Source organism: Candidatus Binatus sp., from assembly GCF_030646925.1.
In the GTDB taxonomy this organism is placed as follows: domain Bacteria; phylum Desulfobacterota; class Binatia; order Binatales; family Binataceae; genus Binatus.
Genome location: NZ_JAUSKL010000115.1, coordinates 1 through 23,690 on the forward strand (window position 1 = coordinate 1; position 23,690 = coordinate 23,690).

25 protein-coding genes are annotated in these 23,690 nt (G+C 60.8%); 8 read left to right on the forward strand and 17 right to left on the reverse strand.

Annotated elements, in window-relative coordinates:
• Positions 1-430 precede the first annotated feature (430 nt).
• Entirely contained in the window at positions 431-1,447 is a 1,017-nt protein-coding gene (locus Q7S58_RS19885) for an NAD(P)-dependent oxidoreductase (protein ID WP_304830207.1), read from the forward strand.
• A gap of 57 nt (positions 1,448-1,504) precedes the next feature.
• Here Q7S58_RS19885 and Q7S58_RS19890 read toward each other — a convergent pair whose 3' ends face one another.
• Together Q7S58_RS19890 and Q7S58_RS19895 are read right to left on the reverse strand one after the other, a co-directional pair.
• Positions 1,505-1,681, reverse strand: a complete 177-nt coding sequence (locus Q7S58_RS19890; protein WP_304830209.1) for a hypothetical protein — start codon at positions 1,679-1,681, stop codon at positions 1,505-1,507.
• A 41-nt stretch (positions 1,682-1,722) separates the two neighbouring features.
• On the reverse strand, positions 1,723-2,301 hold the full coding sequence (locus tag Q7S58_RS19895; RefSeq protein WP_304830211.1) for a hypothetical protein: 579 nt from the start codon (positions 2,299-2,301) through the stop codon (positions 1,723-1,725).
• Positions 2,302-2,432: 131 nt separating this feature from the next.
• Here Q7S58_RS19895 and Q7S58_RS19900 point away from each other — a divergent pair, with 131 nt between their 5' ends.
• Both Q7S58_RS19900 and Q7S58_RS19905 read left to right on the forward strand, forming a co-directional pair.
• Positions 2,433-3,521: a hypothetical protein gene (locus tag Q7S58_RS19900; RefSeq protein WP_304830213.1), complete on the forward strand. Its 1,089-nt coding sequence runs from the start codon at positions 2,433-2,435 to the stop codon at positions 3,519-3,521.
• 86 nt (positions 3,522-3,607) lie between these two features.
• Positions 3,608-4,468, forward strand: a complete 861-nt coding sequence (locus tag Q7S58_RS19905; RefSeq protein WP_304830215.1) for a hypothetical protein — start codon at positions 3,608-3,610, stop codon at positions 4,466-4,468.
• Between the two features lie 23 nt (positions 4,469-4,491).
• Here Q7S58_RS19905 and Q7S58_RS19910 read toward each other — a convergent pair whose 3' ends face one another.
• Entirely contained in the window at positions 4,492-4,839 is a 348-nt protein-coding gene (locus Q7S58_RS19910) for a hypothetical protein (protein WP_304830217.1), read from the reverse strand.
• Between the two features lie 201 nt (positions 4,840-5,040).
• On the opposite strand from Q7S58_RS19910, the gene Q7S58_RS19915 reads away from it, so the two are divergent.
• On the forward strand, positions 5,041-6,342 hold the full coding sequence (locus Q7S58_RS19915; RefSeq protein ID WP_304830219.1) for an L-fuconate dehydratase: 1,302 nt from the start codon (positions 5,041-5,043) through the stop codon (positions 6,340-6,342).
• A gap of 6 nt (positions 6,343-6,348) precedes the next feature.
• On the opposite strand, the gene Q7S58_RS19920 is transcribed toward Q7S58_RS19915, so the two are convergent.
• Genes Q7S58_RS19920 through Q7S58_RS19930 form a run of 3 tightly spaced genes read right to left on the reverse strand, consistent with a single transcriptional unit; the run spans position 6,349 to position 8,071 of the window.
• The gene (locus Q7S58_RS19920) at positions 6,349-6,681 is read right to left on the reverse strand and encodes an L-rhamnose mutarotase (RefSeq protein ID WP_304830221.1); all 333 of its coding nucleotides are present in this window, start codon (positions 6,679-6,681) and stop codon (positions 6,349-6,351) included.
• A gap of 21 nt (positions 6,682-6,702) precedes the next feature.
• Positions 6,703-7,473: an SDR family NAD(P)-dependent oxidoreductase gene (locus Q7S58_RS19925; RefSeq protein WP_304830223.1), complete on the reverse strand. Its 771-nt coding sequence runs from the start codon at positions 7,471-7,473 to the stop codon at positions 6,703-6,705.
• Between the two features lie 28 nt (positions 7,474-7,501).
• On the reverse strand, positions 7,502-8,071 hold the full coding sequence (locus Q7S58_RS19930) for a hypothetical protein (RefSeq protein WP_304830225.1): 570 nt from the start codon (positions 8,069-8,071) through the stop codon (positions 7,502-7,504).
• 288 nt (positions 8,072-8,359) lie between these two features.
• Here Q7S58_RS19930 and Q7S58_RS19935 point away from each other — a divergent pair, with 288 nt between their 5' ends.
• Positions 8,360-8,572, forward strand: coding sequence for an ArsC/Spx/MgsR family protein (locus Q7S58_RS19935; protein ID WP_370655560.1), 213 nt, complete (start codon positions 8,360-8,362; stop codon positions 8,570-8,572).
• A 64-nt stretch (positions 8,573-8,636) separates the two neighbouring features.
• On the opposite strand, the gene rpmB is transcribed toward Q7S58_RS19935, so the two are convergent.
• Together rpmB and Q7S58_RS19945 are read right to left on the reverse strand one after the other, a co-directional pair.
• Entirely contained in the window at positions 8,637-8,825 is a 189-nt protein-coding gene (gene rpmB, locus Q7S58_RS19940) for a 50S ribosomal protein L28 (protein ID WP_304830230.1), read from the reverse strand.
• Between the two features lie 102 nt (positions 8,826-8,927).
• Positions 8,928-9,239, reverse strand: a complete 312-nt coding sequence (locus Q7S58_RS19945; RefSeq protein WP_304830232.1) for a hypothetical protein — start codon at positions 9,237-9,239, stop codon at positions 8,928-8,930.
• A gap of 334 nt (positions 9,240-9,573) precedes the next feature.
• Between Q7S58_RS19945 and rplS the strand changes: the two genes are divergently transcribed.
• Positions 9,574-9,915, forward strand: a complete 342-nt coding sequence (gene rplS / locus Q7S58_RS19950; protein ID WP_304830234.1) for a 50S ribosomal protein L19 — start codon at positions 9,574-9,576, stop codon at positions 9,913-9,915.
• An 11-nt stretch (positions 9,916-9,926) separates the two neighbouring features.
• Here the strand turns inward: rplS and Q7S58_RS19955 are convergent, their stop codons facing one another.
• The 8 genes from Q7S58_RS19955 to Q7S58_RS19990 form a co-directional block, all read right to left on the reverse strand.
• Complete coding sequence (locus tag Q7S58_RS19955; protein ID WP_304830236.1) at positions 9,927-10,403, reverse strand: polymer-forming cytoskeletal protein; 477 nt, start codon at positions 10,401-10,403, stop codon at positions 9,927-9,929.
• A gap of 6 nt (positions 10,404-10,409) precedes the next feature.
• On the reverse strand, positions 10,410-11,441 hold the full coding sequence (locus Q7S58_RS19960) for an ABC transporter ATP-binding protein (protein ID WP_304830238.1): 1,032 nt from the start codon (positions 11,439-11,441) through the stop codon (positions 10,410-10,412).
• Positions 11,419-12,363: an ABC transporter ATP-binding protein gene (locus Q7S58_RS19965; protein WP_304830240.1), complete on the reverse strand. Its 945-nt coding sequence runs from the start codon at positions 12,361-12,363 to the stop codon at positions 11,419-11,421. Before Q7S58_RS19965 ends, Q7S58_RS19960 begins: the two co-directional genes overlap by 23 nt.
• A 78-nt stretch (positions 12,364-12,441) precedes the next feature.
• Positions 12,442-13,524 (reverse strand): ABC transporter permease, encoded by a 1,083-nt coding sequence (locus tag Q7S58_RS19970; RefSeq protein WP_304830242.1) that lies wholly within the window; start codon positions 13,522-13,524, stop codon positions 12,442-12,444.
• Positions 13,521-14,501 carry an ABC transporter permease gene (locus tag Q7S58_RS19975; RefSeq protein WP_304830244.1) on the reverse strand — a complete coding sequence of 327 codons (981 nt, stop codon included), beginning with the start codon at positions 14,499-14,501 and terminating at the stop codon, positions 13,521-13,523. Before Q7S58_RS19975 ends, Q7S58_RS19970 begins: the two co-directional genes overlap by 4 nt.
• Before the next feature lie 52 nt (positions 14,502-14,553).
• Positions 14,554-16,260 (reverse strand): ABC transporter substrate-binding protein, encoded by a 1,707-nt coding sequence (locus Q7S58_RS19980; protein ID WP_304830246.1) that lies wholly within the window; start codon positions 16,258-16,260, stop codon positions 14,554-14,556.
• Positions 16,261-16,268: 8 nt separating this feature from the next.
• Positions 16,269-17,159 (reverse strand): DUF4292 domain-containing protein, encoded by an 891-nt coding sequence (locus Q7S58_RS19985; protein ID WP_304830248.1) that lies wholly within the window; start codon positions 17,157-17,159, stop codon positions 16,269-16,271.
• Entirely contained in the window at positions 17,137-18,906 is a 1,770-nt protein-coding gene (locus Q7S58_RS19990; protein WP_304830250.1) for a tetratricopeptide repeat protein, read from the reverse strand. Before Q7S58_RS19990 ends, Q7S58_RS19985 begins: the two co-directional genes overlap by 23 nt.
• Positions 18,907-19,158: 252 nt before the next feature.
• Here Q7S58_RS19990 and Q7S58_RS19995 point away from each other — a divergent pair, with 252 nt between their 5' ends.
• Positions 19,159-20,562 (forward strand): APC family permease, encoded by a 1,404-nt coding sequence (locus Q7S58_RS19995; protein ID WP_304830253.1) that lies wholly within the window; start codon positions 19,159-19,161, stop codon positions 20,560-20,562.
• Here the strand turns inward: Q7S58_RS19995 and Q7S58_RS20000 are convergent.
• On the reverse strand, positions 20,552-22,357 hold the full coding sequence (locus Q7S58_RS20000; protein ID WP_304830255.1) for a glycosyltransferase family 39 protein: 1,806 nt from the start codon (positions 22,355-22,357) through the stop codon (positions 20,552-20,554). The genes Q7S58_RS19995 and Q7S58_RS20000 overlap by 11 nt on opposite strands.
• Here Q7S58_RS20000 and Q7S58_RS20005 point away from each other — a divergent pair.
• On the forward strand, positions 22,348-23,690 hold a 1,343-nt coding region (locus Q7S58_RS20005), incomplete at its 3' end, for a glycosyltransferase family 39 protein (protein WP_304830257.1). The genes Q7S58_RS20000 and Q7S58_RS20005 overlap by 10 nt on opposite strands.

Sequence of the window (23,690 nt, forward strand, 5' to 3'; positions counted from 1 at the left end):
CGAGAAGCGGAGTGTCTTATTGGTTGCGGCAGCCGTCATGGCGTGGGGCAAAGCTAGTACGGAGACCCGATCGCTAGTTCATCCGATGGAATTGATGCGCACCATCCAGAATCTATCAGGGGGCTATGGAATCAAACAAGACTGCCGACCATGGCTTGTGGCCGCTTGAGTGTCGGCAAATCGAAAGTACATTGCGACCAACAAGCATCGCGAATATCGTAAAACGATACTGGGGACTGAGGGTGCCTTCGTTTGAGGCGCGAACAAGGGGCGAAATCGTGACTTCGATCAATCGCAAAGCATCGACGCGACGGACCTCGCGAAGTGCAATGGCAAATTGTCGATGGCAGTATTGGAAGCGGGTGAGATTGCCATCCACCTAAGATGTCTTAAGGCATTCAGATCTGGTGCGCGGAGCGGAGTTATTTAAATGAGTGGTCAGGTTCTTATAGTCGATCCAGCCCGCAATGACATCCTTTACAACCCCGTCCAGACCGGCTTGTTGGAGCGTGGACACAAAGTCATGCGCTATCCGAGCTTCGATCAGTTCCTGAGCGACAGGCGGGCGTTGGAGACGGCGGACATCCTGTTTGCGCTGGGAGTTTCGATCAAGCGGGACGTGATGGCGCAGATGCCGCGGCTGCGCGCCGTGATGTCGCCGGTCACCGGCACCGACGGAATCGACGAGGCGGCCGCCACGGATCTCGGTATAATCGTCGGCAACGGCCAAATTCCGGAAAACTCGGAGAGCATGGCGGAGGCGACGGTGATGCTGATGCTCGCATGCCTGTACGATCTGCATGGGTCGGAGGAAGTTCTGCGCAAGGACCAGCCGCATCCGATGCCGGTGCGGGCGCAAATGGCGAAAGGCAAGCTATTCGGCCTGATCGGATTCGGCCAGATCGCGCGTGCGATCGTGCGGCGGCTCGAAGGTTGGAACGTCAGGATTCAGACCTACGCGCCGCGCCTGCGATCGCCGCTGCCCGCGCACGTCGAGCGCGTCGAGCTCGAGCATCTGCTTAGGACCAGTGACGTCGTGAGCGTGCTATGTCCGCTGAACGATGAGACGCGCGGGATGCTCAACGCGGAACGGCTGGCGATGCTCAAGCCGGGCGCGATTTTCGTCAACACGGCGCGCGGCAAGATCGCGGACGAGGCGGCGCTCTACGAACTTGTGCGCAAGAAGCATGTCCGCCGCATCGCGAGCGACGTATTCGATATCGAGCCACCGCCGCCGGGCAGCATCCTGCGACAACTGCCGAACCGCGACGCGATCCTTACGCCGCATCTGGTGGGCCACACGGCCGAGGTGATCGACGCGCTGCCTAAGGCGTCACTCGATAGTGTCGAACGAATCATGGCGGGCGAGCCGCCACTTTACGTACGCAATCCGGAAGTCCTCCCGCGATGGAATCAACGCTGGGGTCCGGGGCACGCAGCAACGTGATCCTGCGCTAAGGACCTTGGGAGCGGTTCGACATTTGATCAGCCTTACCGCCCGTTCTCAGATGAAGATCTTGATCGGCATCCACGACGCGAAGATCCACGCAAGCCAGGCTGATTCGACCAGCGCGATCAGTGCGAGGTTGGCCGAGGCGCTATAAACCGACGCGGCAAAAATTTCCAGCATCACGAAGATCGCGCCGAGTGAAAGTCCCGGCGGTGAGATCGCCGGCGGCATCAAGCCGCGGTCCGCGAGCTGCCGTGCGATGCCCAGCACGATCAACCGTCCCGCAATGGCGATGAGGTGGAAGTCAGAACGGTGCCGCGGCGCACGAGCAGCTCGAATGCGATGAAGAACGGCAGCGCGAGCGTCATCGAAAAGATTGCGCCAATCAACCGTTCCGGCGTCAGAGCGAGATTGTGAAGCGTCGCGCTTATCGGCTGCCAGACGACGTAGATGACGACGGAGGCGAGCGCGGCGGCGAACAGGGTCGCGGGCATCCCTTGAAAGAGCGTCGGCCAATCGATCGAACGACGCAGCGCGAGCCAAAGCGTCATCAGGACGCCCGCGGCCAGCATCCAGGAAAAAAAATTCTGGACAACTTCGATCGATAAGAACTGTGCCGGCAAACCGATCCCGACCATCGGCACGGCTGCGAGCATCGCGACGGCGATGACGACGAGACCGTTCATCGCGCCAGCGGAATCGGGGCGTGGCCAGGCCGGCGCCAACTCCGAGATCAGCCGTCCGAACGGTACCAGCAGCACCACGAATAGCGTGATCGCGATCGCCGTCGTGACTCGGCGCGGATCGCGAAGGTCGAGCGCGCCCGCGCGCTTCAGCCCGCTTGCGAGCACCTTCAACAGAAGTCCTAGCAAGTTAATCGATCTTGACTCGCTGCACCCTGCGCAAGGTCAGTGGGCGTCTAAAATAACTCGTACCGGGGGGAGGCTTCGACTGAGCGCGAACGTTGCGCAATGAGAGGCAGATGATCAACCGCTATACCTTGCTGCTCGGGTGCCTGTTCCTGACCTTTGGTGTACTGCTCGAGGCCCGCACCGATCCCGTGGTCACTTCGACCGGCACGAAGTTGCTGGTCGTGGATAGCGCGAATGACAGCGTGCTCGCTTTCGACGCGGCTGCCGGCGCCTTCCTGGGGACGTTCATTCCTGCTAGCAGCGGCGGATTGCACTCCGCGGAGGGCTTGACGACCGGTCCCGACAACAACGTGTACGTCGCCAGTTGGTCGAGCTCGAGCGTCAAGCGCTACGACGGCAGAACTGGCGCTTTCATAGATGACTTCATAGCTGCCGGCAGTGGGGGACTCGGCAATCCTGACCAGGTGCTATTTGGACCGGACGGCAAGCTCTATGTCAGCGATCGCTTCGCCTCTAGCATTCGCCGTTACGATGGAACGACGGAAGCTTTTATCGACACCTTCGTCTCCAACGGCGGCCTCATCGGATTTCTTAGCTTCAACTTCGGCCCGGACGGCAACATCTACGCCGGGATGTTCAACCCCTCTCATGGCCAGAATATTCTGCGCTTCAATGGCATCACGGGTGCGTTTATCGATGTCTTCAACTCGGGTAACCCGGATCACGATTCAGCGGTGGGCGGCTTGGCTTTCGGAGCGGACGGGAACCTCTACGCGTGCAGGTTTCACGCGGATCTGGTCGAGCGCTACAACGGCACCACCGGCGCCTATATCGATGATTTTGTGCCGTTTCAACTTGGGGGACTGGTTACTCCGACCTATTTGATATTCGGAACCGACCACAATCTGAATGTCACCGGCCAAAATAGTCATAGGGTCTCACGTTATGACGGAGCGACCGGCGCATTCATAGGTGATCTTGGCGCGGGCAGCGCTCTAACTAATCCGACCGGACTTACACTTGCCGCTGCGTTACCGACCGCGACTCCTACGATTGCCTTACTGGTCGGAGACTATAACAGCGGGAAAATCTTGCGCTACGACTCAAGCACCGGAGCGTTCCTCGGCACTTTCGCCGAGAACGCTGAGTTGGGGGACCCGTTCAACTCGCTTTTGGCCCAGATCGCAATCTCTACGTAGCAGGTGAAGTAAGCGGCAACGTCACACGGTTCAACGGACAGACAGGTACATTCATCGATACCTTTGTTCCAAATGGAACAGGCGGATTGATCACTGCACATGGCTTGACGTTCGGCCCGGACCAGAACCTCTACGTGACTGCTGGTAGTGCAAACGTACTACGCTTCAATGGACTCACCGGCGCCTTCATCGACACCTTCGTCACGCCCCACAGCGGCGGTCTTCGTGGTGGTGGCACAGGGCTGCTATTCGGGCCTGATGGCAACTTCTATGTGGCCAGTGGAGATGCGGACTCAGTGCTGCGCTACAACGGCACGACGGGAGCATTCATCGACGTGTTTGCCTCGGGTGGCGGCCTCCTGCTTGCCGCCGCCGAGACTTTTGGCCCTGATGCCAACCTCTACGTCACCAGTTTTTTCACGAACCAGGTGCTCCGCTACAATGGAACGACGGGGGCATTCATCGATGTCTTCGCCTCCGGGGGTGGTTTGGTTAATCCAAATCTCCTGGTATTCGGTCCGGACGGCAACCTCTACGTGGCAGGTGAGGGCAGCGGCGTTAACCGCTACAACGGCACCACCGGGGCATTCATCGACAATTTTGTGCCGCGGGTTGATGGAGAGTTGGACCGAGCCGTTGGCCTGATCTTCACCCTACCTCCGGCGACGCCGACGGCCACCGCCACTCCGACTCGGACGCCCACAGCTTCGGCTACGCCCACCGCGACCGTAACCACGACCGTCACTCCCACAAGGACCGCGACTCGCACAACTACCCGGACGAGGACCGCCACTCCTACGCCGAATGGCAGTCCGGGGAAGCTGGCGGTCAGGCCGCACCACGTAAAGTTGAAGGCCAACGCCAACGCGTCGGCCAGCAAGACAGTCAGGAGGGAACCGATTTCTCGGATTGCTGGCCGCGGCGCTGGCCTGTCCGAGATGACCTGATAATTTCAGGGTCCTCACAATTCTCAACTAACTTGAAGGCTTCGCATGGCTGGAGATGCCGCCGCATACTGGACGCGAGCGCTGAGCGCGGCATCCACCAACTCGCGATGCTGTTCGGTGAGCCGATCCCAGGCTAGCTCGATCGCGGACGGGTCGTCGATTCGCGGAGCGCGCGGCGTCGCGGGTTGCGGCGCGGGCAGGCCCAGGAGTTGGCGCACCGGATGAGGTAGCGCGCCGAAGCCCGCAGGCAGCCGGGTGTCGCCGCAGTACTCGCATCGAAGCACGCGGACCTTCTGGCCCCACGACATATCGACGTGGATCACGATTTCGGAGTACTCGTGATCGCACTCGATCCGCTCGATCGATCTCATCGAAAGCACGATAGCCGAATCGCAGCGCAAAAACAAAGGCGCGGAAATAGCGCCGAACTGTTATACGCAAATTCCGCCTCATAGTTTTATCGGATCGCGCTGCATCGAATTGATTCGTGTGCGCCGTCGCGGATTGCGCGTGGATTTCTGTCGCCGCCGCGGGCGGAGCGATGCTACCATCCGGCGCTGAGGTAGCTACCGATGCCGCGCAAAATTTCCGGACTCTCGGTTCGCGATATTCGCACCCCCACTTCAAGAACGCTGGCCGGCTCCGACGCGGTGCACACCGACCCGGACTATTCGGCGACTTACGTCGTGCTCAGCACCGACGCGGGCGACGGACTCGAAGGCCACGGCATGACGTTTACTCTCGGCCGCGGCAACGAGGTGTGCGTCGCCGCCGTGCGCGCGCTGCAGCATCTGGTGGTCGGCGCGACGCTCGAATCGATCACCGGTGACATGGGCGCGTTCTGGCAGCGCCTCACGCATGAGAGCCAGCTTCGATGGATCGGTCCGGAGAAGGGCGCGCTTCATCTTGCGACTGCGGCGATCGTCAACGCGGTGTGGGATTTGTATGCGAAGGCCGAGCGCAAGCCGGTGTGGAAGCTGGTGGCGGATATGACGCCCGAGCAAATAGTTTCATGCATCGACTTCCGCTACATCACCGATGCGCTCACGCGCGCCGACGCGCTCGAAATCCTGCGGCGAAATTTTTCGACGCGTGCCGAACGCGAAGCTCAAATGCGCAAGGAGGGCTACCCGGCTTACATCACCTCGGCCGGATGGATGGGCTATCCGGACGACAAGGTGCGCCGACTCTGCCGCGAGGCGCTGGCCGACGGATGGCGCGCGTTCAAGATCAAGGTCGGCCGCGATTCGGATGCCAACGTGCATCGCGCGGCGCTCGTGCGCGAGGAAATCGGGCCCGACAACATAATGATGATGGACGCGAACCAGGCGTGGGACGTCGGCGAAGCAATCGAATTCATGCGGCCGCTCGCGAAGTTCAATCCGCTCTGGATCGAGGAGCCGACCAGTCCCGACGATATCCTCGGCCACGCGGCGATTCGCCGCGCGATTCGGCCGGTCGGTGTGGCGACGGGAGAGCATGCGGCGAATCGCGTGATGTTCAAGCAACTGATGCAGGCCCAAGCGATCGATTTCTGCCAGTTCGACAACTGCCGGCTCGGCGGACTCAACGAGGTGCTCGCGGTGTTGCTGCTGGCGGCGAAGTTCGAGGTGCCGGTATGTCCGCATGCGGGCGGAATCGGGCTTTGCGAATACGCGCAGCATACGTCGCTGATCGACTACATTTGCGTGAGCGGCAAACTCGAAAATCGGATGACCGAGTTCGCCGATCATCTGCACGAGCATTTCAAGAATCCAGTAGTCGTGCGAAACGGGCGCTACATGCCGCCGACGGCGCCGGGCTTCAGTATCGAGATGAAGCCCGCGTCGCTCGATGCGTTCGAATTTCCGGGTGGCGCCGAATGGCGGAAATAGCGCACCTCAAAGATCGAAGACCTGCTCCATCTCGGCCCACCATTCGCCCGGCTTCGCGTTCGGCGCCGGCTCCTGGAATGACGCCATCAACGCCTGCCACTCCTTGATGCGCGGATGACTCGCCTCGTAGCGCGGCCAATCGCGCGCGGCGTCGAACTCGTCGCTGGTTTCCATGAACATGAAGAGTTGGCGATCGAGCTTCCAGATGAGCATCCGCAGGATGCCGATCGATTTGAGGCCGCGCTCGACCTCGGGCCAAATCGTGCGATGATACTCGACGTAGCGCTCGATGATCTCCGGATCGTTCTTGAGATTGATGGTGCGGCCATATTGTTTCATCGCGGTACTGCCGCGGCGCGATCAGAATACGAGCACGCCGCCGTCGATCGGATACGCCTGGCCGGTGATGAACGACGCCTCGTCGGAGCAGAGATAGAGCGCGAGCGCGGCGACTTCTTCAGGCGTGCCCATCCTACCGATCGGTTGATATTCGGAAAGCTGCTTGAACATCTCGGCTTCGCGGCCCGGATACGTCGCGCGCAGGTAGCCGTCCACGAACGGAGTATGCACCCGCGCGGGGCACATGCAGTTGCATCGGATGCCCTGCTTCACGTAATCCACCGCGATCGAGCGCGTCATCGAGAGCACCGCGCCCTTGCTCATCGAGTACGCGAAGCGATCGGTAAGCCCGATCAGCGAGGCGATCGAGGCGAGGTTGAGGATCGCGCCGCCGCCGGTTTTGAGCATCCGCCGCACGCCCGCCTGCGCGGTCAGATAGACGCCCTTTACGTTGACCGCGTAGATGCGATCGAAGTCGGCCTCGCTAGTGTTCTCGACCGTGCCGACGTGCGCGATACCCGCGTTGCAGACCACGATATCGAGTTTCGCGGCCTCGCGATCGACCTGCGCAAACGCGGAATCTATCGACGCCGCTAACGCGACGTCGCATTCGATCGCGGATGCGGTTCCATCGGCGGCGCGGATTTTCCTTGCGGCGGCTTCCGCCGAGTCGAGATCGCGTTCGAGCAGAAAAACGCGCGCGCCGCTTTGGGCGAACGTCGTCGCGATCGCATGCCCGATGCCCGATCCCGCGCCAGTCACGACTGCGTTTTTTCCATCGAGCCGAAACATGTGATCGCCTCCGTCGTAAGTGCGATTCCTATTTGCGCGCGCTCGGCGAAGGGACCGCCGCTGGCGTGGACTCGCCGAGCGGGGTCGATTCCGGCACAGGCGTGCTCGGCGCGCTGATGCCCGCGACCGCTTCATGGCCATAGCGCATCGCCTGCATCGGCCGCCCCGTCAGGTTCGCGGTCGAGGGCGCCGGACTCACGACGATCGCCTCCGCGACGCTTTCGTGCTCGAAGAGGCGGCGTACGTCGAGCGGCGCCGGTTCGACGATTCGCCCGATATTCAAGTCTTCGTCATTGACGCGGATTTTCTTCTTGAGGATGACGCCGCGCTCGGCGCGCAGATCGTAGATGCCGGGCGGGATGTCCGCGGTGAACGATCCGTCGGGCGTGGTCGGCGCGACGTACATGTCGCTGGTCGCGCGATTTTCGTAGTGCAGTTGCCGATGCGTCGCCGGCGAGCCGTTGGTATAGGTCATCGTGCCACTGACGTTGGCTGCGCCGGCGAAATGCGCGCTTATGATGACGCCGAAGGCGAGTGCGAGCGACGTGAACATCGCCGAGAGAGTGATTTTGCCGGGCCGCGATTTCGAATTCGTCACGATATCTCCCATCGGGTCAACTGAGCGCCGAACGATTGTAATCATCCCGCGCGGCGCCGTAAAAGACTGCGCGCAAGATTGTTTAACCGGGTTGATGCGCCGCCGCGCTGCGCCTATGCTGATCGAAAATCACGATCGAGGAAAACCCGAATGGAGCGAGTGACGCTTTATCACAACCCCGGCTGAGGGAACTCACGCGGCGCGCTGGAACTGCTCAGCGAGCGAGGTGTCGAGTTCGACACGGTCGAATATCTGAAGCATCCGCCGACCCGCGACGCGCTCGAGCGGATCGCCTCGATGCTCGAGGAGCCAGCGTCCGAGCTGGTTCGCAAGGACAAGCGGTTCAAGGAACTGGGGCTGAATCCGGACGACTACACCGACAAGAAAACGGTGATCGATTTACTGCTGAAGCATCCGGAGTTGATGCAGCGGCCGATCGTGATTCGCGGCAAGCGCGCGGTCATCGCGCGGCCGCCGGAAAAGCTCGCCGCTCTGCTCTGATGTGATTCGAGAAAAGCGCCGCGTCGTGGGAATCGGCGCGGCGTGAATCGATCGAAGCGATCGCTCAGGCGCTCTTTTTGACTTTGCCACTCCGGATGCATCGCGTGCAGACCAGGATCCGGCGCACGTTGCCGCCGATATCCGCACGCACTTCCTGCAGGTTGGGATTCCATCGCCGCTTGGTCTTGTTGTTGGCGTGGCTGACGTTGTTGCCGACGGACGGATGCTTCTTGCAATAGGCGCAATGTCTCATGACTACTTCCGAGGGGTTCAGGCTAGCTAGACAGCTTAGCCCGCCCACGCTCGATGTGGAAGAGGTGGGAGCGCCTTTTCGGGACATCGAGCGCCGGACCAATCATGTCGGTGAACGTGGACATGACGGCCTCAACCGCATCACCAGTCCGAGGACTTGTTGCAAAATCTGTGACGACGACGATTGTCCGCAGAGAGTCTGAAATTCGGTGAAGCCAGCGCCCAGAAGAGGTTTGAGAATATTTTCTTCCGCTCTCTTTTTCTTCAGATCGCAATATCCGAGCTTCACCATATCAGCGATGTGCGATATTTTCTGGCGAGTTGAATTCCCCAATCGCTGTCGAGCATTAGCGATGACTTCCTCCCCGTCGGGGCCAGAGCCAGAAAAAACGGCTACGCATTCAGCCGCGAGCATCTTTGTTATTTTTTTAAGTCAGGCGGTTCTGTCTGAAGATTCATTGGCGCGCCGAACGTAAGCATCCGATCTGCGGCCACGATAACGCTCTTGCCGTCCTCACAGATGGCACCCACTCCGACAGTCATTTCCGCACGGTCCCCCACCTTACGACATTTGGAGCAGACTATATACTCCAGTTGGCACGCACGGTCTATGCGACAGAATAAGGCGATGGTGTCTTAATTTCCCGGCTTCAGTGTCTTAATTCAGCCAGTACCAAATGCCTATCGGCTGTTGAGTCGGGCGGGCCAATTCTGTAAGTTTAGGGGCTCGACCCGAGGTCTGTCTTCCCATGAATACCGTTATCCAGAAGCTCGAAGAGCGGGGCCTGCGCAGCGACCTGCCTGTATTCCGCGTCGGCGACGGCCTGCGCGTTCACGTCAAGGTCGTCGAGGGCGAAAAGGAACGCATCCAGTCCTTCGAAGGCATCGTGATCAAGATCAATCGCGGCGGGAATCGCGCGACGTTTACCGTCAGAAAAGTATCGTACGGCGTCGGCGTCGAGCGAATCTTTCCGATGCATTCGCCGCGAATCGAAAAGTTGCAGGTGCTGACCCGCAATCGCGTGCGGCGCGCGCGTCTCTACTACCTGCGCAATCTGTCCGGTAAGGCCGCCCGTCTCGACGCGATCTGATCGCACCGCTGCTACTTTGAGATCGTGCGCGCCCCGGCCGGCGCCGCACCGAAGCCGGTCATCCTGACTTCGCCCTCGAGGTAGGCGCCCTCGCGAATCGTGAGGTTGCGAGCTTCTATATTGCCGAACATCTTGGCTCTGGGCCCGAGCACCAGCCGCTCGCATCCGGTGATATCGCCGCGCAATTCGCCCATCACCAGCAGCCGCGGCGCGCAGATTTTGCCCTCGACCGTCGCGTCTTCCGCGATTACCAGCAGCTCGGCCGAGCGAACTTCGCCCTTGAAGCGGCCCTCGATTCGCATCGGTCCATCGAAAATCAATTTGCCCGATACATTTACGTTGCGGCCGACCGCCACGCGGGTTGGCTCTTCCGCCCACGCGGTCCCGGGGTCGTTCGGTATCAGCTTCGAGTACGCCGAGTTGTCCGCGTTCGCGCCCGGGCGTCCTTCGCGCCGCCATTGCTCATGTTGATTCAGTTCTGTCGCCATTGGTGATCAAGGTGCGGGGAAAACGTGACACGCGACCGCGTGACCGCTCCGGCCGCTCTCCAATAGTGGCTCATGGGTTATACAAACATCTTTCGCATACGGGCATCGAGGATGGAAGGCGCATCCCGACGGCGGATTAAGCGGGCTCGGCACTTCGCCCGGCAGCTTGATTCGCTCGGGCTTTTTCGCCGCGTCGATCGTGGGGATCGCCGACAGCAGCGCGCGCGTATAAGGATGCCGCGGGTTTAGATAAATTTCGTCGCGCGAGGCAAGCTCGACAATCTTGCCGAGGTACATGATCGCGACCCGATTGCTGATGTGCTCGACCACGCGCAAATCGTGCGCGATAAACAGGTACGTCAGTTTCAGCCTCTCCTGCAGGTCCTGCAGCAGGTTGATGATCTGCGCCTGAATCGAAACGTCGAGCGCGGAGACCGGTTCGTCGAGCACCAGGAAGCGCGGATTGACCGCGAGCGCGCGCGCGATTCCGATTCGCTGGCGCTGGCCGCCGGAAAATTCGTGCGGATATCGATCCATCGAGTCCGCGCCCATCCCGACCATCTGCAGCAACTCGACGATGCGCTCCTCCTTCTGCTTGCCGCGCGCGAGTTTGTGGATTTCCAGTCCTTCGCCGACGATCGATCGCACGCGCATCCGCGGATTCAGCGACGCGTATGGATCCTGAAATACGAGTTGCATCTCGCGCCTGAGCGCGCGCAGATCGGAGCGGCCGATCGTCGATAGATCGCGGCCGTCGAAGTGCACGGCGCCTTCGGTCGGATCGAGCAGTTTCAGAATCAGGCGGCCCAGCGTCGATTTGCCCGATCCCGATTCTCCGACCAGGCCGAGCGTCTCGCCCGCAAAAATTTCGAGACTGACGTTGCTGACCGCTTTCACTGAAAGGCGCTTGCCGCCGAACACCGCGGTCGAGCCGGCCGGGAATTCCTTGCTGAGATTCTGGATGCGCACCAGCGGCGCGCCCGTCGCCGCGGCGTTGACGACGATCGATGAAGAATCAGACGCGGATGCAGGCGACATAGTGATCGGGGACCTTCGCTTCGAGCGGCGGATCGACTTCGGCACAATTCGGAATCGCGCGCGGGCATCGCGGATGAAACCTGCATCCCGCGGGCGGATACATCGCGCTCGGAATCGATCCGGGAATCGCCTGCAGGCGATGATGTCGCGTCCCGTCAATTCCGGGAATCGATTCGAGGAGTCCGCGCGTGTACGGATTCAGCGGATTTTTGAACAACTCGACGCTCGACGCCTGCTCCATCACGCGCGCCGCGTAGAGGATGGTCACGTCGTCGGCATACTCGGCGACGATTCCGAGATCGTGCGTCACGAGGATCACGGCGAGACCGAGGCGCGACTGCAACTCGCGAATCAAATCGAGAATCTGCGCCTGGATCGTGACGTCGAGCGCGGTGGTCGGTTCATCGGCGATCAACACTTTGGGATTGCACGACAGCGCCATCGCGATCATCACCCGCTGGCGCATCCCGCCGGACAACTGATGCGGATAGTCATTGACCCGGCGTTCCGGATCCGCGATTCCGACCATCCGGAGCGCCTCGATGGTGCGGTTGCGCGTTTCCGCGCGCGAGGTGCGCTGATGCAAGCGAATCGCCTCGCCGATCTGGCTGCCGATCGTGAAGACCGGGTTGAGCGAGGTCATCGGCTCCTGGAAAATCATCGCGATTTGCGCGCCGCGGATATGCCGCATCTCGGGCTCGCTGAGTTTCAGCAGATCGCGGCCGTTGAAGACGATCTCGCCGCCGACTATTCGCGCGGATTCGGGGAGGAGCCGCATGATCGAGAGCACGCTCGCAGTCTTGCCCGAGCCCGACTCGCCTACCACGCCCATCAGCTTGCCCGGCGCGACCGAAAAGCTCACGCCATCGACGGCGCGAACTTCGCCCGCCTCGGTAAAGAACGAGGTCCGCAGCGATTTCACTTCCAGCAGAGGTTGCACGTTGAACTGTCAGAATAGCATCGGCTCGCCGCAGCCTTCTACACGACCACAGAAAAGGAACTAGCCGGAGGTTGCGGGATCGAGGCGATCGCGCAGATGGTCGCCGAGAAAATTGAACGACATCACGGCGAGAAAAATGAAAATGCCGGGAATCAGAATCCACGGATAGCGCGCGAGATTCTGCACGTCCTGCGCCTGCGCCAGCAGATTTCCCCAGCTCGCCGCCGGCTCCTGGATTCCAAGGCCGAGCAGCGACAACGCGCTCTCGCCGAGGATGAAGCCGGGAACAGACAGCGTCGCGGCGACGATCGCATAGCCGAGCACCGACGGGACGATATGGCGCGTTATGATCCGCCAGCGCGAAGCGCCGAGCGCGCGCGCTGCCTCTACGTAAGGGCGCGAGCGCACCGACGACGCCATCCCGCGGATGATGCGGGCGAAGCCGGCCCAACTGATGAAGCTCATGATCGCGACGATCAGGAAAAACGTCGTGACCGTGCTGAGGCCTGACGGAATCACGGCCGCGAGCGCGAGCAGAAAGTAGAACGACGGCAGCGACATCTCGATCTCGGACCATCGCATGATCAGGTTATCGACGATGCCGCCGACATAGCCCGACAGCGCGCCGATCGAGATTCCCAGCGAAAAGCTGATCAGCACGCCAAGCAGGCCGACGCACATGCTGACGCGCGCGCCGTACACGATTCGCGAATAGAGATCGCGCCCGAGGCCGTCGCTGCCGAGCATGAAGTACGGCTCGGTTTCCGAATCGGTGGTGAAGAGATGCCCGCCGCTGAAGAAGTGGATATATAGCCGGCGCGATTCATCTTCGGCATATTTGCGCTCGACGGGATCTTTCATGCTCATCGGATGCGTCCACAGCAGGCCGCGCGACCATTCTGACGGCGCGCTAAGATGCACGCGCATCGGCGGGCAATCAGGCATCGAGCGATTCTGCGCGGTCGGATCGTACGGAGCGAAAAACGGCGACGCCGCGGCGAGCAAGTAAAAGAACACGAGGCAGATCGCTGAGAATCGCACGGTGCGCGACGCGACGCGCCATTCGCGCGCGACGCCCGACGCGCGCACCGTCGGGATTGCCGCGCCCTGCAGGCGCATCGCGATGACGTTTTCATCGCTCATTCGGCCGCCACCGACGAAAAATCGACGCGCGGATCGACTGCCACCAGCGCGATATCCGCCAGCAGATTGCCGACCAGCAGCAGCACCGTGCCCATCAGCACTGAGCCCATTACCAGGTAAATATCGAGCGAGCGAACCGCGTCGAGCAAGAGCAATCCAAGTCCCTGCAGATTCATCACCGCTTCGACCAGCGCGGCGCCGCCGAGCAGATCGCCCAGCGAGTAGCCCGCCATCGTGATGAACGGATTGAGCGCGTTGCGGAGCACGTGCTTGTAAATCACGACGCGCTCGGAAAGTCCTTTGGCGCGCGCGGTGCGGACAAATTCGGAATTTTTGATTTCGAGAATCTGCGAACGCATCAAACGCATCAGGCCCGCAGTGCCGGAAATGCCGAGCACGAACACCGGTAGAATCAGATGGTTGATGCGATCGGCGATTTTGCTCATCGGATCGAGCGTCGCGTAATCGACCGAGAAAGTGCCGCCGATCGGGAACCATCCGGTCTTGAGCGCGAAGTACATCATCAGAAACGCGAGAAAAAAACTCGGCACCGACATCCCGAAGAATGCGAGGAACGAAAGCACGCGATCCCAGATCGAATTTTGATTCACCGCGACGATGATCCCGATTGGAATCGCGATCGCCCACGAGAACAGCATACTCGACGCCGACAAGATGATCGTGTTGAACGCGCGCGATTCGATAAGACTGGTGACGCTGACCCGGTAGCTAAGCGAAATTCCAAAGTTCAGATGGAGCACGCCCCACAGCCACTTCGCGTAGCGCACAATCAGTGGCTGATCGAGGCCGAACTGCGCCTGCAATTGCTTGATCACCTCGGGCGTGATCGTCGGATTCATCTTGAGGTTGGAGAGGAAGTCGCCGGGCACCAGCGACATCGCGAGAAATGAGATGAACGTGATCCCGAGAATCAGCGGGATCATGTTGAGCAGGCGGCGCAGCAGGAATTGGGTCATGGTCGCGGACTGGAAGAGCCTGATAGTTCGACGTGCGCCGGCGGCGGAAAGTTCAATCGGGCTTGAACTGAATCCACTCGGGTTTGTAGAGGCCCCAGACTTTCGGCTGATAATTTTCGAGCGAGTTCTTCCATGACGCGAAGCGCTTTTGCCGCACGGTCTCGATTATCGGCAACTGGTCGTGCAGGATCTGCTGGATTTTCCAGTAGTACGGCGGGCGCTTCGCGGTATCCATCTCGGATGCGCCCTGGTCCAGCAGCGTGTCGATTTCCGCTTCCCACACTGTCGCGGGCGTCGGCTGATTGGGATTCCACAGATGAAGATTGCCCGACGATCGATAGAAATTCGAGCCGTCATTGGGCTCGATCGTGCCGGTAAATCCCATCAGCAGGCAGTCCCAGTCGAACGACGAATCGATCTTATCCACCAAAGTGGTGAACTCGAGCGGACGATAATTGATCTTGATGCCGAGCTTTTCGAGGTCCTGCTTGAAGATCGCGCACATCTGATCGCGCTCGGGCACGCCGGTGTTGGTGGTGAGATCGAACTCGAGGCGATTGCCCTTGGGATCGGTGCGCACGCCCGGCTTGCTCAGATGATAGCCTGCCGCTTCAAGCAAATCGGCGGCGAGTTTCGGATCGTAGTCGTAGTCCTTCAGTTCGGGATTGTGAAAAATTTTGTTCTCGGGCGAGATGTCCGCGACGGCCGGCACCGCGAGCCCGTGATACACGAGGCTGATGATCGATTTCTTGTCGACCAGGTGCGCCATCGCGGTGACGAACTTGAGATCGGTGAACCAGTTGAGCTTGGGATTGGTCACGCCATTTTTGACGTAGTGGCGCGGATTGCGATTGAAGGTGAAGAACATCGTGCCGGTATCGACCCCGATTTCCTGGACCGCGATATCGAGTTCCTTGCGCTCGGCCTTTTGCCTGAGATCGAGCACCTCCTCGGCGCGCGGCCCGTACACGTCGATTTGCCCCGACAGGTAGCGCAGATACGCGGCGTTCTGATCCTGCACGACGCTGTACGCCTGTCCGTGGAGGCGCGGCAGTTGTCCGCGTTGCTCGTCCTTCATCCAGTAATCGTTGTTGCGCTCGTATTGCACGACCTGGCTTTGCACGTAGCGCGTCATGCGGAACGGGCCGTTGCCGACGAGCTTGCCGGGCGGCGTATCGATTCCCCATGAGCGGTTGAAGTTGCCCGCCTTCCACACCGGCTCGAGGATGTGCGCGGGAATCACCGGAATTCCGATTGAATAGAGCAGCGGCGCGAATGGTTTCGGCAGGTGCATCACGATCGTGTAGTCGTCGGGCGTCTCCGAAACGATCGGCTTGTGATCGACGAGAACGCTCGGCCGGATACTGTTGGGGACCTTGGGATCGTAGATCACGTTCATCGTAAACAGTACGTCGTGCGAGGTAACGGGCTGGCCGTCGAACCATTTCGCGTCGTGGCGCAGATGAAACGTGATCGTCTTATTGTCGGGTGCTATTTCCCATTTTTCTGCGAGCCCCGCCTCCGGCAGCAGCGTGACCGGATTGACGCGGATCAGGCTTTCGAGAAGTTCGCCGGTGAGCGTCCCGGACGTCGCATCGGTGATCAAAATCGGATTGAAGGTGCGCGGATCGCTGCCGGTCGCTCGGTAGAGAATTTGCTGCTTCGAGTGATCGGCTGCCGGGCGATTGACGCGGCATCCGGCGATCGACATTGCGGCGACGAGCGCGATCGTAGAAGTAAGTCCCGGGCGGCGTCTCATCGATAAGTTCAGCTCTCGTTTTCGGCCGGCAAGGACGGGTCCATGCTGAGGTTCATCAGAGTGGCGCCCGGAACCGGCGTCAGGACGAACGCGGATTCGGGCACGCTGCCATTGACGATCGGGCGGAGGTAGCGCAGCCTCAGATGGCTCCGCGCCGACGGAAAGTCCGCATCGACGACGTACGGAAACATCACGCCGCCGATATCGTGATAGTCGCTGTACCGTACTTCGTAGCGCACCTGGCCGCCACTCTCGGTATCGCGCACCATCGCGAGGTTGCCGCCGCTGAAGCCGAGTTGCCTAACGCCGGTTGTGGAGTTGCCGTAAGCCGCCAGCGTCATTCCATTTTCATTCGACACCGAATCGGCAGTTTTGGAAATGCCGAATTCGCGCGGCGCCAGCCCCATCAGGAGGCCGACGGCGTCGGCTGGATCCATCGGGATTCGCGCAAAGCGGTAAAGCGTCTCGGCGTTCGCGGCGCCGCGCATGAAGCGATTTTCACCCGGCTCGTAGATCGCGAGGTCCGGGCCCTGCGCCGCGAGCAATAGTGCGACGCCGAATGGCGACATCGCCTCGACGCGCAGATTATCCGGCCGCTTCACGACGAGCTGTTCCTTGGCCTTCACCGTTTTCTGATCGCTACCGGTGTATTCCATGATCGCTTGCGTCTGCATCGTATCGAGCGATTTCTCGCGCTGAGTAAGCGCGGCGGTCAGCTTTTCGACCTGGAACTTTTGCGCATCGAAGCCGACAATTGGCGATTCAGGTTCCGGGCCCGCGGGGTAGGTGAAGTATAAACAGGCTGAAAGCGGCAGCACCGAGGCCATCAGCAGCGCCGCGAGGATCCTGATGCCGCGTATCCGAATTGCCGGGCGCTCAATGGCCGGCGCTGGCGGCATTCTGCAGGACCTGGAGCTTATCCTTGAGCCGCGACACTTGCTCAGTCTCCTGCGCTTTCTTGAGCGCGTCGGCATACTGATGGGTGGCTTCTTTGGACTTGCCCATCTTGCTGTATGCGTCGCCAAGGTGCTCGGTGATCGTCGGGTCGTTGCCGGTTAGATTGACTGCGCGCTCCAACTCTTCGACGGCTTTCTTGTAGTCGCCTCTTTGATAGTACACCCAGCCGAGGCTATCGACGTAGAAGCCGTCCTCCGGCTCGATCACGAGCGCGCGCCGAATCAGCTTTTCAGCCTCGTCGAGATTGGTGCCTTGTTCCGCGTAGGTGTAGCCGAGGTAGTTGAGCGCCTGCGCGTTCGACGGGTTCAGCTCAATTGCCTTTTTCATTTCGACCACGGCGTCCGATTGCTGCTTGTTCTGATCGAGCAACGCGCCGAGCGTGAAATGAAACTTATCGCTCTTGGGATCGACCCTGACCATCTTGCGCCCGAGATCGATCGCGGTCGGGTATTCCTTCTTTTCCTGATAAACGCCCACCATGAAGCCCATGATTTCGGTGTTGTCGGGCTTCTTGGTCAGCGCCTCCTTCAGCGCGGCAATCGCGGCGTCGTACTTGTTGTCCTTGTCGTACAAGTAGGCGAGTTGCAAGCGCGATTCGACGTAGTGATCGCTCTCGGCGGGAATCTTCGAGAATTCCTCGATCGCCTTGGCGTTCTCGTTAAGCTCGGTGTAAACGGTGCCGAGATAATAGTGAACGCGATAGTTGTTCGGCTCGGAGCCGAGCACCAGGTTGAATTCGGTGGCGGCCTCGTCGAAGTCGCCGCGCTCGAAATAGAGGAGCCCAATCTTGGTGCGGGTATCGGCGGGATTGGTCTCGACTTCCTCGAGCCGTTTCAGCTCGTCAAGCGCTTCCTCGTATTTCTTTTCGCCGACGTAAATTTCGGCCAGCCGTTTGCGAACCAGCTCGTTGTTCGGGTTGACCTGCTTGATCTTGTCGTAATAAACGATCGCATCTTTCGGCCGCGCCTGGCGCTCGCGCAGCAAGGCGAAATCGAGCAGCACCAGCTCCGATTGCGGATTCAGGTCGAGCGCTTTCTGAAAATACTTTTCGGCCTCGGGATAATTCTTCGCGGCCACCATCACTTTGCCCGCGTAGTAGTAACCGAGGAAGGAATTGGGATCGAGCGTGATCAGCTTCTGAAATGTTTTCTGCGCCGCGTCGTAATCGCCGCGCTTGGCATACAGCGTGCCGAGATAAAGGTACGCCTCCTGATTCTTGGGATTGAGGCGCAGTACTTCGCTGTAGTCTTTTTCCGCGGTCTTATCGTCGCCCAACGCCGAGCTGATGCCCGCCGCCAGCAGGCGCGCGTCGGCGGAATCAGGAGTGATCGTGAGCGCCTGATTCACCAAATCCAGCGCTTCCTTCAGGCGTCCGTCGCGGACATACAGCGTCGCGAGGCGGACCTTCAAGGCGGCGTTGCCCGGATCGTATTGCACCGCCTCCGCGTAGTCCTTCAGCGCCTCTTCGCGATCGCCGTCGCCCATCGCGACTTCCGCCTTGAGGAACGCGCTCATCGCGCGCGCGTCGGACGGCACTTCGACCGCCGGCGCATCGCCGAACGGATTGGCGCTGCCCACGCTGACGGTGCGGACCGGCTCGGGCCGCGAGAGCGGCATACTCGCGCATCCGAGGAACGCAAGCGACGCGCCCGCCAACGCGACCATCGCGCCTGTGCTGGAGAATTTCATCGGTAAATGGAAATCCCGGGAAAACTTCCTGACAACTGCTAACATCACACTTTTTGATCGTCAACGCGAAGCGTCCGCATCATCAGGAAACGGAACCGCGCGCGTCACCCTCATTATATGTTTTCTGCGAGTAGATGCGACCATCCCGCGAGTGCCGATTTCGATTTTAATCTGCTTGCCATCGACGACTGCCTCCGCTAGCAGAATGGTGGCCTACCGACAGTACCACTTGCAGCGGGCTTTGAGTTTCAATTGCCGCCCATCGCCAACAACCTGCCTTCGACTGCTCCGCCGCTCGATTTTGCTCTGAACGCGCGCCGCGATGCGCGCCGACTCGGCCTGCTCCCGCTGGTCTGCGTGATGTACCTGGTCGTGAGCGGCGGCGCCTATGGCCTCGAAGATGCGGTCCACCTCGCGGGACCGCGCCTCACGCTCCTGCTTTGCCTGATCGTGCCATTGACGCTCAGCATTCCGACCGCGCTGATGGCCGCGGAACTCACCGCGCTGATGCCGGTCGAGGGCGGCTTTTATTTCTGGGTGAAGGCCGGGATGGGTCCGTTCGCCGGCTTTGCCGAGGCCTACCTCACGATCCTCTACACCGCGATGGACATGGCGATCTATCCGGTGCTGTTCGCCGGGTATCTATCGTTCATAGTGCCGCTGGGACCGCTCGCGCAGATCGCAATCGGCATCGTGCTGGTATGGCTATCTGGTCTGATGAATTTTCTCGGAGTACGGCCCGTCGGCTTCGCTTCGATCGCGCTCGCGGGCGTGTTGATCGCGCCGTTCTTCGCACTGGTGGTACTCGGGATGCCCGAGCTGATTCATTTCAGGATGCCGGCGATTCCGCTCTTCGGCGCCGACGCATGGGGCGCGCTTGGCGCAGGCCTGACCGTGGTGATCTGGAATTTCAGCGGATGGGAGAACCTGAGCGTGGTGTCCGGCGAAATCGAGAATCCGCGCCGCAACTATCTGCGCGCGATCATGATCGCGCTCCCCGTCATCGTTGCCGGTTACGTGCTCCCGCTCGCGATTTCGATTTCCGGCGCGGCCAGCGTCGCCGATTGGGGCACCGGATCGTTTTCCCACGTCGGCTATCGAATCGGCGGCACGATTCTCGGCGGTGCGCTCGCGATCGGCGGCGCAGTGATGTCGTTCGCGGTGTTCGCAGCGGCGATGCTCTGGGTGTCGCGGATGCCTTACGTGCTCGCGCGCGAGCGCTACCTGCCGAAATCGCTCACCGAAATTTGGGCATCGACGGTCACGCCGGGAAAATCGATCCTGCTGTGCTGCGTGGTCTTCACGATGCTGGTGCCGGTGGGTTTCGTCGCGCTGGTCGTGCTCGACGTTTTCTTCTACATGGCGGCGCTGGCGCTCGAGATGGCGGCGCTGATTAGGCTTCGTCGCCTGATGCCGAATCGCGAAGGGCTGTTCACGGTCGGCGGCGGCGTCGCCGGCCTTGCGCTCGTCACCGCGCTCCCCGTGATGACCTGGGTCGCCACCTTCGGACTCGCGATTTCGAGCGGCGCCGGCAAGCCGGATTTCATCCTCGCCGTCGTGCTTGGCGTATGCGTGTGGCCGGCGTACTCGATATGCCGCCGCCGCTACGGCGGGCCGCCGGCGATCGATCCGCCGCCGACCAGTCTCACCGATTAGGCTGTGACCTGGCCGCGTTTCCGCCTTTTGCCGAGAGCCGATAAAGCGCGATAGCGCTGTTTTGCTCGACCGGCTCGATCGTAAACCGGGCTTGCAGTTCGTCGAGTTCAGTTTTCAGCATCGCGGCGTATTGCTCCGACTCCGGCGCGCACAGCAGCACAAAGACCGGCGTCTTGGCGCGGTTCGCAGCGACGAGCAAAAACATCGCGGTTTTCGTGATGTCAGCGCCGTCGAAAACCACCGCCGGCAACGCGCCATCCCATCCGCCCGTGCGTTTTTCGAACAGCCGATGCAGATGATAGTCAGTGAAGCGCTCGCCCGGATCGGCGGTGTTGAGTCCGAGGACCTGGCGTCCCGGCAAATACAATTCGAGGAATTGCATCGAGATGTTGCTGATCACCGTCGCATTCTGCGGAACAGTCGAGTCGAGCGCCTCGAGCGCCGGCGCCATCGTCGAATCGGTGGGATTCGCATTCAGACGGCTCGCGATTACCGACATCAACGAGATCGCGAGCAAGACGTCGAGCACGATCACTCCCACCGCGCCCGCGAGCGATCTGCCGTCGCGCTCGCGGTTGCGCAGCACGCCGCGCGCCCATCGATTTCCCGCGACGATTCCAAATCCTGCGGTTGCGAACAGCACGAACGCGCCCGGAAGCAGAAATGCGATGTCGGTGAAAAGATAAACCGAGTACACCGCCAGCAGAGCGACCAGAAACCCAAGTCCGAACCACATCACGCGCTTCGCCGTGCGCATGCCCAGGTCGCGAATAGTCGCGCCGATTCCGATCGCCGCAAACGCCGCCGCCGCGAACGGGTAGAGAAAAAAGCGCGGGTCGCCGCGATCGCCCATCATCCCGTCGAGGCCGAGCAGCGTGAGCACGTACACGATCACGTTGCCGTGCGGATTGCGCGGCATCGTCGGTCCGAAGAGATACGACGCGCTGAACGTCTTGCCCATCGAGCCGTAAACTTCGGGCACCCACCACCCGTATCCGCTCGCCGATGCGCTCCCGAGGATCGACACGTTGGTGTGCATCTGCCACAGCGGGAAAATCGCGAAGCCGATCGCGAATGCGGCTATCGCGCCGAACAGATGCCGCAGTTTGAGTCCCAGGCCAGCCGGCCGGACCATCGCGAGGCAGAGCACCAATCCCGCCAGCATCGCGGCGTTGGTCGGCCGAATCATCGCCGCGAATCCCGCGAGGATGCCGACCATCGCCCACGCCTGCGCGAGCGAATCGCGCGCGGCGGGCCGGCTTTCGATATCGCTCGCGCTGGCGAGCGCCAGCCCCGCGAGGATTGTGACCGCCATCGCCGGCACGTCGCTCAGCACCAGCGTCGAGTAGCTGAGAACGACCGGCGAAAGCGCGAGCATCGACGTCGCCAGCGCCGCGCTCAAGCGCCCGAACATCCGGAACGTCAAAGCATAGATTGCGGCGATCGCGAGCAGCCCCATCGCAATCGTTGCGAAGTATAAACGCGCCGGATCGCTGGCGGTCAGCGGCCACGCGATCGCGAGAATAAGCGGGTAGCCTTCGGTGTATCGGGACGGATAAGAATAGCTACCGAAATGCAGCACCGGACCGAGCCCGCGATCGATATTCACCGCGCTAGCGGCGTATTCCAGGCCATCCGGCCACGGCATCAGCTCGACGCCGCGGCGCGAACCGCTGCGAACCATCAGCAGCAGTGCGAGCGCGAGCAATGCGGCGAGCACCAGCGCGTCGATTGCGCCAAGATGCTGGCGCGCCATCGCGGCGGTCTGCGGAGCGTCGCGGCCCGATGACTTCATCGCGGCGCGGCCCCAGCCGTCATCGGTCCACAGAAGCGATCTCCCGTCGCGCGGACTATGACATCAGCATCGGAATGCTCGTCGTGCTGCTCGTCCCGCGAATTATTCGGATGCTCTATCCCGAGGTCTGGATCGAAGACGATTTCTATCTCGAGAGCGCGTGGTTCGTGAGCGCCGGGATGCGCCCCTACCTGGATTTTATCCATCCGCACATGCCGCTGCTCGAATGGATCACGGGGAGCTACCTGAGACTTTTCGGTGCGAGTCATTTTTCAATCGAGGTGCTGAACGAGACCGCGATCTTTATCACAAGCGTGCTCATCTATGCGCTCGCGCGGCGCGTCGTCAATCGTCCGACCGCCGTGACAGCATCAATTATATGTACCTACAGTTCGCTCATCTTTCGCTACCATATGTATGAACGCGAGTCATTCATCGCGCCGATCTTTGTGCTGGCCGTGCTGATCGCGCTCGACGAATCAATCTCCGAAATCAAGCAGGGCGCCGCGATCGGAGCGCTGTTCTTCATCGCCTGCGCGATCAAGCTAACAGCCGCGATTCCGCTCGCTGTGATTGTAGTTTTCATCGCAGCAGCGCATCGCCGAATCGTCGGCGCGCTCACGGCGGGCGTCATCTTCGCACTGATACTCGGGGCTTTCGGCGCCTTGCTCTATTGGCTTTACGGCAACGAGTTCGTCTTTCAGACGTTCATCTTCCATTTCATGAAGGGGCGCGACGCCGTCGGCAGCGGAACTCTTCAAGCGCGCATGATCTTCGATCTCGTCGCGCCGATGTTCCTCCTCGGGCTGATCGTTATCGCTGCGCGCCGCACGATCGGCCGCGGCACAGCTTTGATACTTGCGATAGTCGGCGCGGAGTACCTTTTCTATGGCGTCCTGAGTCCGACTGCTTGGGGCCACAATTTTCTCGAGATGATGCCGTTCGTCGCGATCGTCGCGGGCATCGGCGCGATGCGCCTGATCGACGCGATTCGTCATCTGATCACGGCGGAGCAGCATCGGCGCTCGGAATGGATCGCGCTGGGCGGCGGCGCATCGTTGATAATCGTTTGCCTCGCATGGGCGACTCCGCTGATCAATCAAAACTGGTTGCACGGCAGCGTGTACGGCTTCGGATTTATCCCGAAGGCGGAAATTTCAGAACTGGCCGCCGCGATCCGGAAGTTCAGCAGTCCCGGCGACGACGTGATTGCGCCGTCATTCCTCTGCTTTGAGGCCAATCGCCGCGAACTGATTCGTTTCCCGGAGACCTACGGCGTTTACCGCGAGGCTCGCGACGAATTCCACCGCGACGGCTTCTTCGCCGCCCGCCG